The organism is Streptomyces sp. NPDC006140 (assembly GCF_040628815.1).
In the GTDB taxonomy this organism is placed as follows: domain Bacteria; phylum Actinomycetota; class Actinomycetes; order Streptomycetales; family Streptomycetaceae; genus Streptomyces.
The window spans coordinates 425,812-438,624 of sequence record NZ_JBEXTS010000002.1 but is presented as its reverse complement, the minus strand read 5'-3'; the positions used below and the strand labels follow the sequence as shown (position 1 = coordinate 438,624).

Annotated in this window: 12 protein-coding genes and 2 pseudogenes; 8 read left to right on the top strand and 6 right to left on the bottom strand. The window is 73.6% G+C overall.

Translation table 11 applies throughout. The features are described 5' to 3' along the window. Together ABZ386_RS07205 and ABZ386_RS07200 are read right to left on the bottom strand one after the other, a co-directional pair. Window positions 1–264: pseudogene (locus tag ABZ386_RS07205) on the bottom strand (hypothetical protein); the annotation flags it as partial. After that, the gene (locus tag ABZ386_RS07200; protein WP_358964057.1) at window positions 261–1,925 is read right to left on the bottom strand and encodes an FUSC family protein; all 1,665 of its coding nucleotides are present in this window, start codon (window positions 1,923–1,925) and stop codon (window positions 261–263) included. The pseudogene ABZ386_RS07205 and the gene ABZ386_RS07200, both read right to left, overlap by 4 nt. Window positions 1,926–2,072: 147 nt before the next feature. Between ABZ386_RS07200 and ABZ386_RS07195 the strand changes: the two genes are divergently transcribed. From ABZ386_RS07195 to ABZ386_RS07175, 5 genes are all read left to right on the top strand, one after another. After that, window positions 2,073–2,630, top strand: a complete 558-nt coding sequence (locus tag ABZ386_RS07195; protein WP_358964055.1) for a DUF5134 domain-containing protein — start codon at window positions 2,073–2,075, stop codon at window positions 2,628–2,630. 96 nt (window positions 2,631–2,726) lie between these two features. Then, window positions 2,727–3,662: a M56 family metallopeptidase gene (locus ABZ386_RS07190; RefSeq protein ID WP_114250515.1), complete on the top strand. Its 936-nt coding sequence runs from the start codon at window positions 2,727–2,729 to the stop codon at window positions 3,660–3,662. A gap of 113 nt (window positions 3,663–3,775) precedes the next feature. After that, on the top strand, window positions 3,776–4,444 hold the full coding sequence (locus ABZ386_RS07185; protein WP_356505740.1) for a phosphatase PAP2 family protein: 669 nt from the start codon (window positions 3,776–3,778) through the stop codon (window positions 4,442–4,444). 41 nt (window positions 4,445–4,485) lie between these two features. Continuing rightward, the gene (locus ABZ386_RS07180; RefSeq protein WP_351336744.1) at window positions 4,486–5,175 is read left to right on the top strand and encodes an HAD-IA family hydrolase; all 690 of its coding nucleotides are present in this window, start codon (window positions 4,486–4,488) and stop codon (window positions 5,173–5,175) included. Between the two features lie 187 nt (window positions 5,176–5,362). Further along, complete coding sequence (locus ABZ386_RS07175) at window positions 5,363–6,073, top strand: helix-turn-helix domain-containing protein (RefSeq protein ID WP_351336747.1); 711 nt, start codon at window positions 5,363–5,365, stop codon at window positions 6,071–6,073. 15 nt (window positions 6,074–6,088) lie between these two features. On the opposite strand, the gene ABZ386_RS07170 is transcribed toward ABZ386_RS07175, so the two are convergent. Then, window positions 6,089–6,577 carry a DUF6214 family protein gene (locus ABZ386_RS07170; RefSeq protein WP_351336749.1) on the bottom strand — a complete coding sequence of 163 codons (489 nt, stop codon included), beginning with the start codon at window positions 6,575–6,577 and terminating at the stop codon, window positions 6,089–6,091. A gap of 210 nt (window positions 6,578–6,787) precedes the next feature. On the opposite strand from ABZ386_RS07170, the gene ABZ386_RS07165 reads away from it, so the two are divergent. Next, entirely contained in the window at window positions 6,788–8,122 is a 1,335-nt protein-coding gene (locus ABZ386_RS07165; RefSeq protein ID WP_358964053.1) for an FAD-dependent oxidoreductase, read from the top strand. Here the strand turns inward: ABZ386_RS07165 and ABZ386_RS07160 are convergent. Further along, complete coding sequence (locus ABZ386_RS07160; RefSeq protein ID WP_358964049.1) at window positions 8,076–8,462, bottom strand: helix-turn-helix domain-containing protein; 387 nt, start codon at window positions 8,460–8,462, stop codon at window positions 8,076–8,078. The genes ABZ386_RS07165 and ABZ386_RS07160 overlap by 47 nt on opposite strands. Window positions 8,463–8,581: 119 nt before the next feature. Here ABZ386_RS07160 and ABZ386_RS07155 point away from each other — a divergent pair, with 119 nt between their 5' ends. Next, a complete protein-coding gene (locus ABZ386_RS07155) occupies window positions 8,582–9,661 on the top strand; it encodes an NADH:flavin oxidoreductase/NADH oxidase (protein ID WP_355724953.1) in 1,080 nt (359 codons plus the stop codon). A 22-nt stretch (window positions 9,662–9,683) separates the two neighbouring features. Here the strand turns inward: ABZ386_RS07155 and ABZ386_RS07150 are convergent, their stop codons facing one another. Together ABZ386_RS07150 and ABZ386_RS07145 are read right to left on the bottom strand one after the other, a co-directional pair. Next, window positions 9,684–10,955 (bottom strand): PHB depolymerase family esterase, encoded by a 1,272-nt coding sequence (locus ABZ386_RS07150; protein ID WP_351337151.1) that lies wholly within the window; start codon window positions 10,953–10,955, stop codon window positions 9,684–9,686. A 97-nt stretch (window positions 10,956–11,052) separates the two neighbouring features. Next, a pseudogene (locus ABZ386_RS07145) lies at window positions 11,053–11,340 on the bottom strand (non-reducing end alpha-L-arabinofuranosidase family hydrolase); the annotation flags it as partial. A 483-nt stretch (window positions 11,341–11,823) separates the two neighbouring features. On the opposite strand from ABZ386_RS07145, the gene ABZ386_RS07140 reads away from it, so the two are divergent. Next, window positions 11,824–12,810, top strand: a complete 987-nt coding sequence (locus ABZ386_RS07140) for a polysaccharide lyase family 1 protein (RefSeq protein WP_351336761.1) — start codon at window positions 11,824–11,826, stop codon at window positions 12,808–12,810. Window positions 12,811–12,813 lie beyond the last annotated feature (3 nt).

Sequence of the window (12,813 nt, the reverse complement as noted above, 5' to 3'; positions counted from 1 at the left end):
ACCGGTGGTCTGGGCCTGCTCGGCCGGACGCCCGCCGGTGGTCTGGGCCTGCTCGGCCGGACGCCCGCCGGTGGTCTGGGCCTGCTCGGCCGGACGCCCGCCGGTGGTCTGGGCCTGCTCGGCCGGACGTCCACCAGGGGTCGCGTCCGGCTCGCCCGCACGCCCACCCGCGGTCGGGGCCGGTTCGGGTTCCGCTCCGGTGCCCTGGTGCGGGCCGGGTCCAGGGCCGGTGCCTGTGGGCGATGGTCCTTGCGTCGGCGTCATGGCCGTGCGTCCTCCGTCTCTGTGGCGGTGTCCTGGTCCGGGAGCAGCCCCTGGCGTCGTGCCGTCGCGGCGAGCGTACGGTGTCCGGACTGCTCGGTGAGCACGACCCGCTCCTGGGGCAGGGCGCGCTGCCACCACTCGCCGGCCGCCGCGTCGGCGGCGGTCCGCAGATCGGCCAGGGCGGCGGCGAGGCCGCGGCGGGCCGATTCCAGTGCGGCGGGGTCGGGGTCCGGCTCGGCCAGGAGGCGGGCGGCGTGTTCGCGGGCGCGGTCGGCGGCCGTCAGCGCGTGTTCCACGCGGTCGCCCGCGCGCCTGTTGGTGACCGCCACGGCGGCGGCGAAGCCGACCAGGGCGCCCACGACGGTGTCGGCGACCCGCTCGGTCATCAGCTCGCCGGTCGCGCGGTACCCGGCGAACTCGGTGATGAGCAGGGCCATGGGGGTCACGCAGACGCTGCCCAGCCAGTAGTTGCGGCTGATCAGCAGCTCGGCACCGAAGCTGAACGCGAGGCAGCACAGCACGAGCGCGGCCTGCCCCAGGTGGGCGAGCGGTGCGACGGCCGCGAAGACGAGCACCCCGACGACGTTGCCGACGACGCGCTGCACGACCCGGCTCCAGGTGAGGGTGATGTTGGCCTGGTAGAGCGAGGCGGCAGTGACCAGGGCCCAGTAGGGGCGGCCGATGCCGAGGGCGAGGGAGGCGTAGCCGGCGAGCGCGCAGCCGAGCGCGGTGCGCGCCGCGAGCGGGGTCAGCGGGCCCAGCCGCGCCCAGAGGGGTTGGGCCGCCTGCACTCCGAGCAGTTCGTCGGCCGCCGCCGGCGGGAGACCGGCCTGCGGTACGGGCCCGGTGCCGCGCAGCGCGCGTGCCCACCCGCGCAGCCGCCCGGCGTCCGCCTGCGCCGGTGCGGCGAGGGCGACCTCGGCCCGGACGACGAGCCGTTCGAGGGCGTGCCGGGTCCTGGAGGGGGCGCCGGTGGCCAGGAGCGACTGCCGGGCGGCGTGCACCGCGGCGTATCCGGCGGCGCGCGCCGGGGCATGGCCCTCTCCCGTGCCGCCCGTGTCGGCGTACGCGGCGGCGGCCTTCAGGGCGGTGGCGGTGGCACGGCGTTCCGGGCCGTGCGGGCGGAGCAGTGCGGGCGCCATGCAGACCAGCCAGGCCCAGGCCCCGGTGGCGGCCGCCAGTGCCAGATGGCCGGGGACCTGGTCGAGGGTCTGCGGCGCGAACAGCGAGGCGGAGCTGACGAAGGTGAGGACGACGTTGCCCGGCGGGCCGGTGCGCGTGGCGTCGCACAGCACCTTCTGGGCGGCGGCCAGCAGGGCACCGACCGTGACCAGCACGACGGCGCTGCCGGTCAGGGAGGCCGTGAGCAGGGCGACGGCGAGCCCGCCGAGCATGCCGAGCACGACCCACATCAGGGCCCCGGCCCGGGCGGCGTACGGGCGGTTGTGGGCGTACAGGGCGCACAGGGATCCGGCCATCGCGTACATCGCCAGGTCGAGCCGGCCGAGCGCCAGGAGCGTGAGGTTGGGCGGGGCGATCGCCGCGACGACGCTCAGCGCGGGCTTGAACCAGATGTCCGAGGGGCGGCCGACGCGCAGCACGCCCGCCAGCGGGAGACGCGAGGCGGACGGGGCGGCGGGGGTGGGGTGCGCACTGCTCATTCCCATAACCTTAACAGGTGTTTTACCAGTAAAATACATCCTGAGCTGCTGTGCTCCGCCGAACGCTCCCCGTGTACCTCCGCGCGCTCGCGTGCGCGCCGCATGGCCTGGGCATCGAAAGACCGACTGTCGAGCGGGGAGGTGCGCGTGCACGGACCGGCTTCGTCCGGCTGGCTGCTGGTGGCGCTCTGCGCGATGACCGGCACCTACTGCCTGATGCGGATGCGCGGCGGCGCCGCGGAACAGCGGCGCGCCGCGGGCGGCGAGGCGCTGATGGGGTTCGGGATGGCCGCCATGGCGGTGCCGGCGGCGGTGTTCACTCCGCCGTCGTGGGCCTGGCCCGCCTACGCGGCCGTGTTCGCAGCGGCGGCGCTGCCCGCGCTGTGGGCGGCGCGGGCCGGTGCGCACCACCTCCACCACCTGGTGGGGGCCGCCGCGATGGTCTACATGTCCGTCGTCATGGCCGGCTCCCCCGCACACGCGCACGGCGGGGGCGGGTCGGGCGTCCCGCTCCTGACCGGGGCGCTGTTGCTCTACTTCGCCGGGTACGTGCTGCTGGCCGGTGTCCGCCTGGTGCCCGTGGCAGCCGTGGCCGGGCAGAGCGGTGGCGGCGGTTCCGCCGGGTGGGGGGACCGGCCGGAGCTGACGCTGGCGTGCCGGCTCTCCATGGGGATCGCGATGGTGGCGATGCTGCTGACGTTGTGAGCGGGAGCGGTTCACGGCGCACGGATCCGTTGCCTGCGTCACTTCGGCGGCACAAGTCGTACCCGTGAGCGGCCCCGCGCTCATAAGCTGCCCTGCATGATGCTCCCCGCGGCGCTGTTGCTGCTCGGCGCCCTGACCGCCGTGGTCGGCCCCCGGCTGCTCGCCCGGGCGGACTGGCCGGACCGTGAGCCGGTGGTGGCGCTGTGGATGTGGCAGTGCGTGGTGGCGGCCGTACTGGTGTGCTGCGCGCTGTCGATGACGCTCAGCGCGGCGGCGGCCTGGCACGCGGTCGGCGGGCACGTCTTCGCGACGGCACCCGGCTCGGTCGTGGAGGCCTACGCCCTCGGCACCGCGGGTCCGTGGGCGGCGACCACCGCGGTCGTGCTGGCCTGCGGCGGGCTGTGGAGCGCGGCGATGCTGGTCCGCGAGGTCGGCAGGGCGCGCGCCCGGCGTCGCCGCCGGCGTGCCGACCTGCTGGTCCGGGCCCCGCTGCTGCCGGGTGAGGTGGCCGTGTCCGGCCGACTCGTCGTGCTGGAGAGCGAGCAGCCGGACGCCTGGTGGCAGCCCGGCACCCCGCCGCAACTGGTCGTCACGACGGCCGCGCTGCGCCGGCTGAAGGGCCGGCAGTTGGACGCCGTGCTCGCGCACGAGCAGGGGCACGCGCGGGCCCGCCACGACTGGCTGCTGAACTGCTCCTCCGCGCTGGCGGGCGGCTTCCCGCAGGTTCCGGTGTTCGCCGCGTTCCGTGACGAGATGCACCGGCTGGTCGAACTCGCCGCGGACGACACGGCCTCCCGCCGCTTCGGCCGCCTGACCACGGCCCTGGCCCTGGTCGAACTGAACGAGCACCGGGGCGTGTTCGGCCCCTGCCCGACGCCGCAGGCCCATGTCCCGGCGCGGGTGCACCGGTTGCTCACTCCCCCGGACCGGCTGACCGCGGCCCGGCGCCTGCGGCTGACGGCGGCGGCCGCGCTGGTGCCGGTGGTGCCCGTGCTGGTGGCGTTCGTACCGGGGCTGCGGGCGCTGGGGTAGCGGGGCGTCGGGGCCGGTTTCGGTGGACGCGGCATGGCCGAAGCGTGTCGTCCCGGTAGCGGAAGCTCGTCCCTTACTGGATCCGGACCCCCCGGTTCGGCGAGGATCGCTGTATGCACACCTCGTCCGTCGACTCCCCGCCCCGCCAGGAACACCGCACCACCGCCGGTCTCGCCGGTGTCCTGGCCCTGTGCTCGGCTCTGCTGCTGGTCCTCGTCGCGGCGAGATGGAGCCCGTTGATCAACACGGACGGGGAGATCGCCGCCACCACCCACCGCTGGGCCGTGGACGAGAGCGGCATCACCCAGGCCTGCCGCATCCTGACGGACTGGGTGTGGGATCCGTGGACGATGCGCCTGCTGTGCGCGGGCGTCGTCGTGTGGCTGGTGGTGCGGCTCGCGGCGCGCTGGACGGCGGTGTGGCTGGCAGCGTCCGTGGCTCTGGGCACGCTGCTGCAGCAGGGCCTCAAGGCCGCGGTGGACCGCCCCCGCCCGGTGTGGCCCGACCCCGTCGACTCGGCCCACTACGCGGCGTTCCCGTCGGGCCACGCCATGACCGCCACGGTCGTCTGCGGCCTCCTGCTGTGGCTCCTGCACCGGCACGGCGTCGGCCCCGCCGTGTGGCGCGCGGCCGTGGCCTTGGCGGGGGTCTCCGTGGTCGGTGTCGGGCTGACCCGCGTCTGGCTGGGCGTCCACTGGCCGTCGGACGTGGTGGGCGGCTGGCTGCTGGGCGCGACGGTGGTGGCCGTGGCGGTGTGGGTGCACCGGCTCCGACAGCCGTGAACCCGCCCCCGGCGCCGGCCGCGGCCTCTTAGGATCACCCCATGACCGCCGTGCTGTTCGACTTCTCCGGAACCCTCTTCCGTGTCGAGTCCACCGACTCCTGGCTGCGCGGCGTTCTCGCCGGGGCCGGAATCCGGCTCGACGAGCCGGAGTTGACCGCCGCGGCCCGGGCGCTGGAGGCGGCCGGGGCGCTGCCGGGCGGCAGCGCCCCCGAGCGGATTCCGGACGAACTGGCCGACGCCTGGCCGATCCGGGACCGGAGCGCCGCCCTGCACCGGGCCGCCTACACCGGCCTGTCCCGCCAGGTCCCGCTGCCCGACCCGGCGTTGCACGACGCGCTGTACGACCGCCATATGTCGCCGGAGGCCTGGGCCCCGTACCCGGACGCCGTCGAGGTGCTCCGCACGCTGCGGGAACGGGGCATCCCCGTCGGCGTGGTCAGCAACATCGGCTGGGATCTGCGGCCGGTCTTCCGGGCGCACGGCCTGGACCCGTACATCGACGTGTACGTCCTGTCGTACGAGCACGGCATCCAGAAGCCGGACCCGCGGCTGTTCGCCACCGCCTGCGAGGCGCTCGGCGCCGATCCGCGCCGGACGCTGATGGTCGGCGACGACCGCAGGGCCGACGGCGGCGCCGGCGCCCTCGGGTGCGGGGTGCACTTCGTGGACCATCTGCCGGTGGCCGACCGGCCGGACGGGCTGCGGCCGGTACTGGACCTGGTGGGCTGAGAAGCGCCCGCCGCCGCGGCACAGCCGCTGTCGGGCCGGCCGTGGCTGGAATGCCGGCTGCGCGCCCGCCTCGGACGATCCCCCGCGTCGCCCGAGGCAGACGGCATCACCGATCCGGACCACAGGGGCCCGGGCCGGACGCTCTGAGTATAGTTGGCTGGCAGCCAGTCAACGCAGGAGTTACAGCATGTCCCCGCGCAGCGCCTCGGTCAATGAAGAGTTGCGGAGACGTTCGAAGGAGCGGCTTCTGCAGGCGGCGGTCGAGCTGGTCGGCGAGCGCGGGTTCGAGGCGACGACGCTCGGCGACATCGCCGACCGGGCGGGCTCGGCGCGGGGCCTGGTCTCGTACTACTTCCCGGGCAAGCGCCAGCTCGTGCAGTCCGCCGTGCACCGGCTGATGCACCGCACGCTGGAGGAGGCGCTGGAGCGGGAGCCGCGCACCGAGGACGGCCGGGAGCGGATGGCGCGGGCCATCGACGCGATCCTGGGCCTGGCCCGGGACCGGCCCGTGCTGATGCGCCAGCACATGGCCGGGCTGCTGCAAGCCGAGGGCTTCGTGCCCTGCCCGGAGCAGCGGCGCCTGGCCGAACTGCTGCGGGACACCGTCGCCCGGCACGGCTCGCGCGACGTCGACGCCGACTACCCGATGCTGCGCGCCCTGCTGATGGGCGCCGTGTACGCGGCCCTGGTGCCGGGGGTGCCGATGCCGGTTCCGGTGCTGCGGGCCGAGTTGTTCAAGCGCTACCGGCTCGACTGGGAGCTGGGCGTCCCGCCGGACGCCGAGACGCCCGGCGGGAAGAAGGATGACGCGGATCTGTCGCGGTTCTTCGCGACGGGCGGGCCGGCCGGCCTCGAGGCCGGCACCGCGCCGGGGCGTGAGCCCGAGGTCCGGCCGTGACACCGCCCGGCGCGCTCACCGCCGGGCGCGGCGCGGTGTCAGCAGGCCCGCGTCCCGGGCCTGGCCGATCAGCCTGAGCGACGTGCGGCGGCTGTGCCCGGTCGCGCACATCACAGCGAGGACCGGGTCGGCGCCCTCCCGCTGCGCCGCGCGGTACTCCTGCGCCACCAGCCACCGCCCCTCCACGCCCGTCGGCCAGACCGGCCGGGCGCGGCGCCCCTGGACCCCGCGGCCCTCCGGCACCTGCCCCTCGCGGCCCTCAGGGAGCGGCCCGGCAGCGGTTGCGCACGCCTCGGCCAGGGACTCCTCGAGCCAGTCGGCGAGCACGGCCAGGTCGTCGAGGGACAGCGCGGGCTGGGCCCGCACCTCCTCGACGCAGACGCATCCCCCGGTCACGACGGCCAGGGCGTCGACGCGGGCGCCGTCCGTGAAGGCCAGCCGGACGTCGAACCACCGCGTGGCGTCGTCGTTCTCCCGCACCTCCCACGCGGGCCGCACGGTCACCGCGCCGTCCGCCGGAGAGCGATCAGAAAGATTCAGAAAGGATGCTGCCAGCACACACGGAACGAAACCGCATGATCACATTCCCTATAGATCGGACACGCTCCCCGGGCGGAGCACAGCACCCTGTCAGCGGAGCCCGGCCGGTGCGATGCTGGAGGCGTCAGCACTCTCCTGAGATCCCTCGGGATCCCCCGGGTAAGGAGTTCCGCCGTGCTGCGAGTCGCCGTCGTAGGCTCCGGGCCGAGCGGGTGCTACACCGCCCAGAGCCTCGTCCAGCAGGACTCCGAGGTGTGCGTCGACGTACTGGACCGGCTGCCGTGCCCGTACGGCCTGGTCCGCTACGGCGTGGCACCGGACCACGAGAAGATCAAGTCGCTGCAGAACAACCTGCGGGCGGTCCTGGAGCACGACCGGATCCGGTTCCTCGGGGGCGTCCAGGTGGGCCCCGGCGGGGTGCCGGTCGCGCGGCTGCGGGAGCTGTACCACGCCGTGGTGTACTGCGTGGGCGCCGCCACGGACCGGCATCTCGGCGTTCCCGGGGAGGACCTGCCGGGCAGCTGGTCGGCGACGCAGTTCGTGGCCTGGTACAGCGCCCACCCGGACGCCGTGGACGACGGGTTCCTGCGCGACGCCCGGTCGGCCGTGGTCATCGGCGTGGGGAACGTGGCCGTGGACGTCACCCGGATGCTGGCGCGGGGACTGGCCGAGCTCACCCCGACCGACATGCCGCAGGCGGCCCTGACCGCGCTGGCGGCGAGCCGGGTCACCGAGATCCACATGGTGGGCCGGCGCGGCCCCTCCCAGGCCCGCTTCACCACCAAGGAGCTGCGCGAGCTGGGCACCCTGCCGGAGACCGACGTGGCCGTGGACCCGGCGGAGCTGGCGCTGGATCCCGGGTACACGGACCCGTCCGCGCTACCCGCCCCGCAGCGGCGCAACGTGGAGGTGCTGCGCGGCTGGGCCGAGGCACCCCCGAAAGGCGCCCCGCGCCGCATCCGGCTCCGGTTCTTCCTGCGCCCCGTCGAACTGCTCGCCGACCAGGGCCACGTGGGCGCGGTGCGCTTCGAGCGGACGGCACCGGACGGGCACGGCGGCGTGACGGGCACGGGCGTTTACGAGGACCTCGAAGCCCAGCTGGTGCTGCGCTCGGTGGGCTACCGCGGAGTCCCCCTGGAGGGCCTCCCCTTCGACACCGCCACCGGCACGGTCCCGAACCTGTCCGGCCGCGTCCTGCGCGAGGGCGTCGTCACCCCCGGCGAGTACGCGGCGGGCTGGATCAAGCGCGGCCCGACCGGCGTCATCGGCACCAACCGCCCCTGCGCGAAGGAGACGGCGACATCCCTCCTGGAGGACGCCCCGGCGCTCGCCCCGCGGACGGTCCCCGACGATCCCCTCCCCGCCCTGCGCGCGGAGGGCATCGACCCGGTCGAGTGGGCGGGCTGGCAGTCGATCGAGCGCGCGGAGGCGGAACTGGGAACGTCCCTGGGACGCGGTGTGGTCAAACTCCCCGACTGGCCGTCCCTGTTGGACGCGGCGCGCTCCTGACCCGGCCGTCCTGCCGGGCCGCCGCGTCGAGAAGCGCGCTCAGAAGACCGGGGAAGAGATCGTCCAGGTCGTCCCGGCGCAGCCCGTTCATCTTCGCCGTCCCCCGGTACACCTGCCGGATCACCCCGCTCTCCCGCAGCACCCGGAAATGGTGCGTGGTGGTCGACTTGGTGACCGGCAGCTCGAAGTCCGAGCAGGACAACTCACCGCTCGCCGCGGCGAGTTCCCGCACGATCCGCAGCCGCATCGGGTCGGACAGCGCGTGCAGCACCTCCTCCAGCCGGATCTCCTCGCGCTCGGGATGCGGCAGGGCGCGACTGCTGACGGCGGGCGAGGTCACGGCGGCTCCACTTCCTTCGGGGATCCCCATAGTACGAGAACCATCGTAGTTTGACATCCACCGTACTACGATGCCTATCGTACGAGTCGACATCGGCCCCGAGACGAATGGAGTCCGCCGTGACCGCGCTGTTCGAGCCCTGCACCCTGCGCGATGTGACGATCCCGAACCGCGTGTGGATGCCCCCGATGTGCCAGTACTCGGCGGCTCCTGAGGGCCCGGAGACGGGCGCTCCGAACGACTGGCACTTCGCGCACTACGCGGCCCGCGCGACCGGCGGCACGGGCCTGATCATCGTCGAGGCCACCGCGGTCTCCCCGGAGGGCCGCATCTCTCCGTACGACCTCGGCATCTGGAACGACACGCAGGTCGAGGCCTTCCGCCGCATCACGCGCTTCCTCGCCGCGCAGGGCACGGTTCCGGCGATCCAGCTCGCCCACGCCGGCCGCAAGGCGTCGACGGACCGCCCCTGGAAGGGCGGCGCCCCGGTCGGACCGGAGGCGTACGGGTGGGACTCCGTGGCGCCGAGCCCGATCGCGTTCGACGACCGGCACCCGGCCCCGGCCGAGCTGACCGTCGATCAGATCGGTGAGATTGTCGAACAGTTCGCGGCCGCGGCCCGCCGCGCGCTCGCCGCCGGCTTCGAGATCGCCGAGATCCACGGCGCCCACGGCTACCTGATCAACGAGTTCCTCTCCCCGCACTCCAACCACCGCACCGACGCCTACGGGGGCTCGTACGAGAACCGCACCCGGTTCGCGCTCGAGGTCGTCGACGCCGTGCGGGCCGTGTGGCCCGACGACAAGCCGCTGTTCTTCCGCGTCTCGGCGACCGACTGGCTCGACGAGGGCGGCTGGACCCCGGACGACACCGTCCGGCTCGCCGCCGACCTGCGGGCCCACGGCGTCGACCTGCTCGACGTCTCCACCGGCGGCAACGCCTCCGGTGTCCGCATCCCCACCGGCCCCGGCTACCAGGTGCCCTTCGCCGCCCGGGTGAAGAGCGAGACGGGCCTGCCGGTCGCCGCGGTCGGCCTGATCACCGAGGCCGAGCAGGCCGCGAAGATCCTGGCCAACGGCGAGGCGGACGCGGTCCTGCTCGGCCGTGAGCTGCTGCGCAACCCCTCGTGGGCCCGGCACGCGGCGCGGGAACTCGGCGGTGAGGTGCGGGTGCCGGACCAGTACCACCGTTCGGTCTGATCCGGCACCCGGAGCCGGTCCGTCAACCGGCCGCGCACGCCGTGCCGTTGAGCGTGAACGCGGCCGGAGCGGCACTGTTGCCGCCGTGGTTCGCCTGGTAGCCGATGCTGACGCTCGCACCCGGCGCGATGCTGCCGTTGTAGGACACGTTGGTCGCGGTGACCGCCCCGGTCGACGGCGCGTACGTGGCGCCCCAGCCGCCCGTGACGGTCTGGCCGGCGGGGAGGGTGAAGCCGAGTTTCCAGCCGTTGACCGCCGTCGTGCCGGTGTTGGTGATGGTCACGGAGGCGGTCAGGCCGGTGTTCCAGGCGTTCACCGTGGCCTTCACCCGGCAGGCGCCGGGCTGCGGCTGGGGTGCCGGGCCCGAGCGGTCCAGGCCGAAGAAGGTCAGCACGCGGGACGCCATGCCCTGGGCGTACAGGTTGTGGCCCACGCCCTGGAGGCTGATCGCCTCGACGGGGGCCCGGTCGCCCGTGCCGCCGTAGCGGGTGCGGTTCCAGCCGGGCTGGGGGGTGTCGGAGGCGGCCGGGGTCTGGCTCACGCCCTGCACGTTCGTCCACTGCTTGATCTGCTCCCCGAAGTTCGGGTAGCGCAGTGCATCGTCCTCGGTGCCGTGCCAGATCTGCATCCGCGGGCGGGGGCCGGTGTAGCCGGGGTACGCGCCCCGGACCAGGTCGCCCCACTGCGCGGGGGTGCGCGTCACCGTGCCGCCCGAGCAGGCGCTGTTCCACTCGGAGCCGTCGGTGGTGGCGAAGCAGCCGAAGGGGACGCCGGAGAAGGCGGCGCCCGCGGCGAACACGTCCGGGTAGTCGCCGAGGAGGACGTTCGTCATCATCGCGCCGGAGGAGATGCCCGTCGCGAACACCCGGCTCTTGTCGGCGTCGTAGGTACGGGTGACCCAGTCGATCATCGACTTGATGCCGACGGGGTCGCTGCCGCCGTCGCGGCGCAGGGCCTGGGGCGAGGAGACGTCGAAGCACTTGCTGCTGCGCGTGACGGACGGGTAGAGCACGATGAACCCGTACCGGTCGGCCAGCGTGTCGTACTCGGTGCCGTTGTACATGTCGGGGCCCGAGCCGGTGCACCAGTGCACGGCGACCACGACCGCCGGGTTCGGGGTGACGCTCTCCGGGACGTACAGGTACATCCGCAGGTTGCTGGGGTTGGTGCCGAAGCCCGTGACCTCGGTGAGGGTCGCGGTGGGCACGGCCTTCTCCCGGGCGGAGGCGGCGGGCGCGGTGAGCGCCGTGGCCGCGAGCAGGGGCAGCAGCGCGGCGAGGAGCGCGAGGAGCATCGACCGCAGGGGTCTCCTCGCCGTGGAGCGGGGGGTGGCAGGCACGTCCGGGTCCCTTCCGTTGTGAGGCGCGGCTCGCAGGACGTCGCGCGGCGGTTCAGCAGGTGGGGTTCGTCCTGGTCAGCAGGGCCGGCCGCCAGGGCAGCCGGTCGTACGCGCCGCCCGCGGCGGGGTCCATGCCCTGGTAGAGGAACCGGAGGCGGCAGGGGTCGATCGTGAGAATCTGGTCGACGCCGGCCCGGATCATCTCGCCGTGGCTGAAGTCCTTGGGCCAGGCCGGTTGTCCGGCCTCGAAGGCGACGTCGGTGGAGCGGGCGAAGGGGTTGGCCTCGGTGTCGGCCAGCGGGGTCCAGGCGCCGCCGAGGGTGTCGGCCTGCCACGCCCGGAAGGAGCGCCGCCAGTCGTCGGCGGTGGTGAAGGAGACGTGCCGGCGGTTCCGGTACCGCGACGGCCACCAGCGTGAACACCAGCCCGCCGGCGAACGTACGCATACGCGGAGTTCTCATGACCCGCCCTCTCATGAAGGGAAGCGCCCGCTCGGCATGGTGACATGGACATGGCCCACATGGAAGCGCTCCCACAGCACTCACCCCCGGACCCGGACCGGCCGAATGTGTTCTGCGCGAGGCGTTGACTAGAAAGCGCTTGCCGCCTACGTTCCGTTCAGCAGTGTGACCCAGAAGCGTCATCGCGCCGCCACGCGAAGACGCCCGACGAAGGCTGCCGACCCAGGGGAAGTGCACCCCCAGGGCACGGCACGACCTCCGGCTCGGTCACAGGCAGCGCGCGCGGTGAACACCATGGCGAACCAAGTTCATGTACATGACCTGCCGGGCATCATCACGCACCACGAAGGGACGCACCCCACATGCGTACTCGCCCCCCACGCACACGCACACGCACCCAGAGATCCACCCTGGCGCTCGCCGCCGCCTCCGCCCTGGCGACCGTGGCGGTCCTGGCCGTTCCCCAGCCGGCCGGGGCCGCCGAGAACTCGCCGGTCGGGTTCGGCGCCGGGACGACCGGCGGCGGCAGCGCCTCGGCGGTCACCGTCTCCTCGCTGAGCGCCTTCAAGTCCGCGGTGACCGGCAACGCGGCCAAGGTCGTGCGGGTCAACGGCCTGATCTCGCTGAGCGGTCAGGTCGACATCGGCTCCAACACCACGGTGCTGGGCGTCGGTTCGGCCTCCGGTTTCACGGGCGGCGGGCTGCGGCTGAAGAAGGTCACCAACGTCGTCATCCGCAACCTGAACATCAGCAAGCCGGTCGCGCCCGCCGACGGCATCACCGTCGAGGCGTCCAGCAAGGTCTGGATCGACCACAACTCCTTCTCGGCCGACCGCGATCACGACAAGGACCACTACGACGGCCTGCTGGACATCAACCACGGCGCGGACAACGTCACGGTGTCCTGGAACACCTTCAAGAACCACTTCAAGGGCTCGCTCGTCGGCCACAGCGACAACAACGCGAGCGAGGACACGGGCCGTCTGAAGGTGACGTACCACCACAACCACTTCGCCAACGTGTACTCGCGCATCCCCAGCCTGCGCTTCGGCACCGGGCACTTCTACAACAACTACGTCGAGGGCGCCGACACCGCCTGCCACTCGCGCATGGGCGCCCAGATGCTGGTCGAGAACAACGTCTTCCGCTCGACGAAGGTCGCGGTCACCACGAACCGCAGCAGCGACGTCGATGGATACGCCAACCTGCGCGGCAACGATCTCGGCGGAGCCGCGACCGAGATCTCGCGGGTCGGCAGCTTCACCAACCCGCCCTACGGCTACTCGGCCGAACCCGCCTCCTCCGTCGCCGCCTCGGTGACGTCGGGTGCGGGTGCCGGGAAGCTCTGACAC

Bases quoted from the DNA above. Each gene is read 5' to 3' on its own strand.
- ABZ386_RS07200 (WP_358964057.1), bottom strand. From the start codon at position 1,925: ATGAGCAGTGCGCACCCCACCCCCGCCGCCCCGTCCGCCTCGCGTCTC.
- ABZ386_RS07190 (WP_114250515.1), top strand. From the start codon at position 2,727: ATGATGCTCCCCGCGGCGCTGTTGCTGCTCGGCGCCCTGACCGCCGTG.
- ABZ386_RS07185 (WP_356505740.1), top strand. From the start codon at position 3,776: ATGCACACCTCGTCCGTCGACTCCCCGCCCCGCCAGGAACACCGCACC.
- ABZ386_RS07180 (WP_351336744.1), top strand. From the start codon at position 4,486: ATGACCGCCGTGCTGTTCGACTTCTCCGGAACCCTCTTCCGTGTCGAG.
- ABZ386_RS07175 (WP_351336747.1), top strand. From the start codon at position 5,363: ATGTCCCCGCGCAGCGCCTCGGTCAATGAAGAGTTGCGGAGACGTTCG.
- ABZ386_RS07150 (WP_351337151.1), bottom strand. From the start codon at position 10,955: ATGCTCCTCGCGCTCCTCGCCGCGCTGCTGCCCCTGCTCGCGGCCACG.
- ABZ386_RS07140 (WP_351336761.1), top strand. From the start codon at position 11,824: ATGCGTACTCGCCCCCCACGCACACGCACACGCACCCAGAGATCCACC.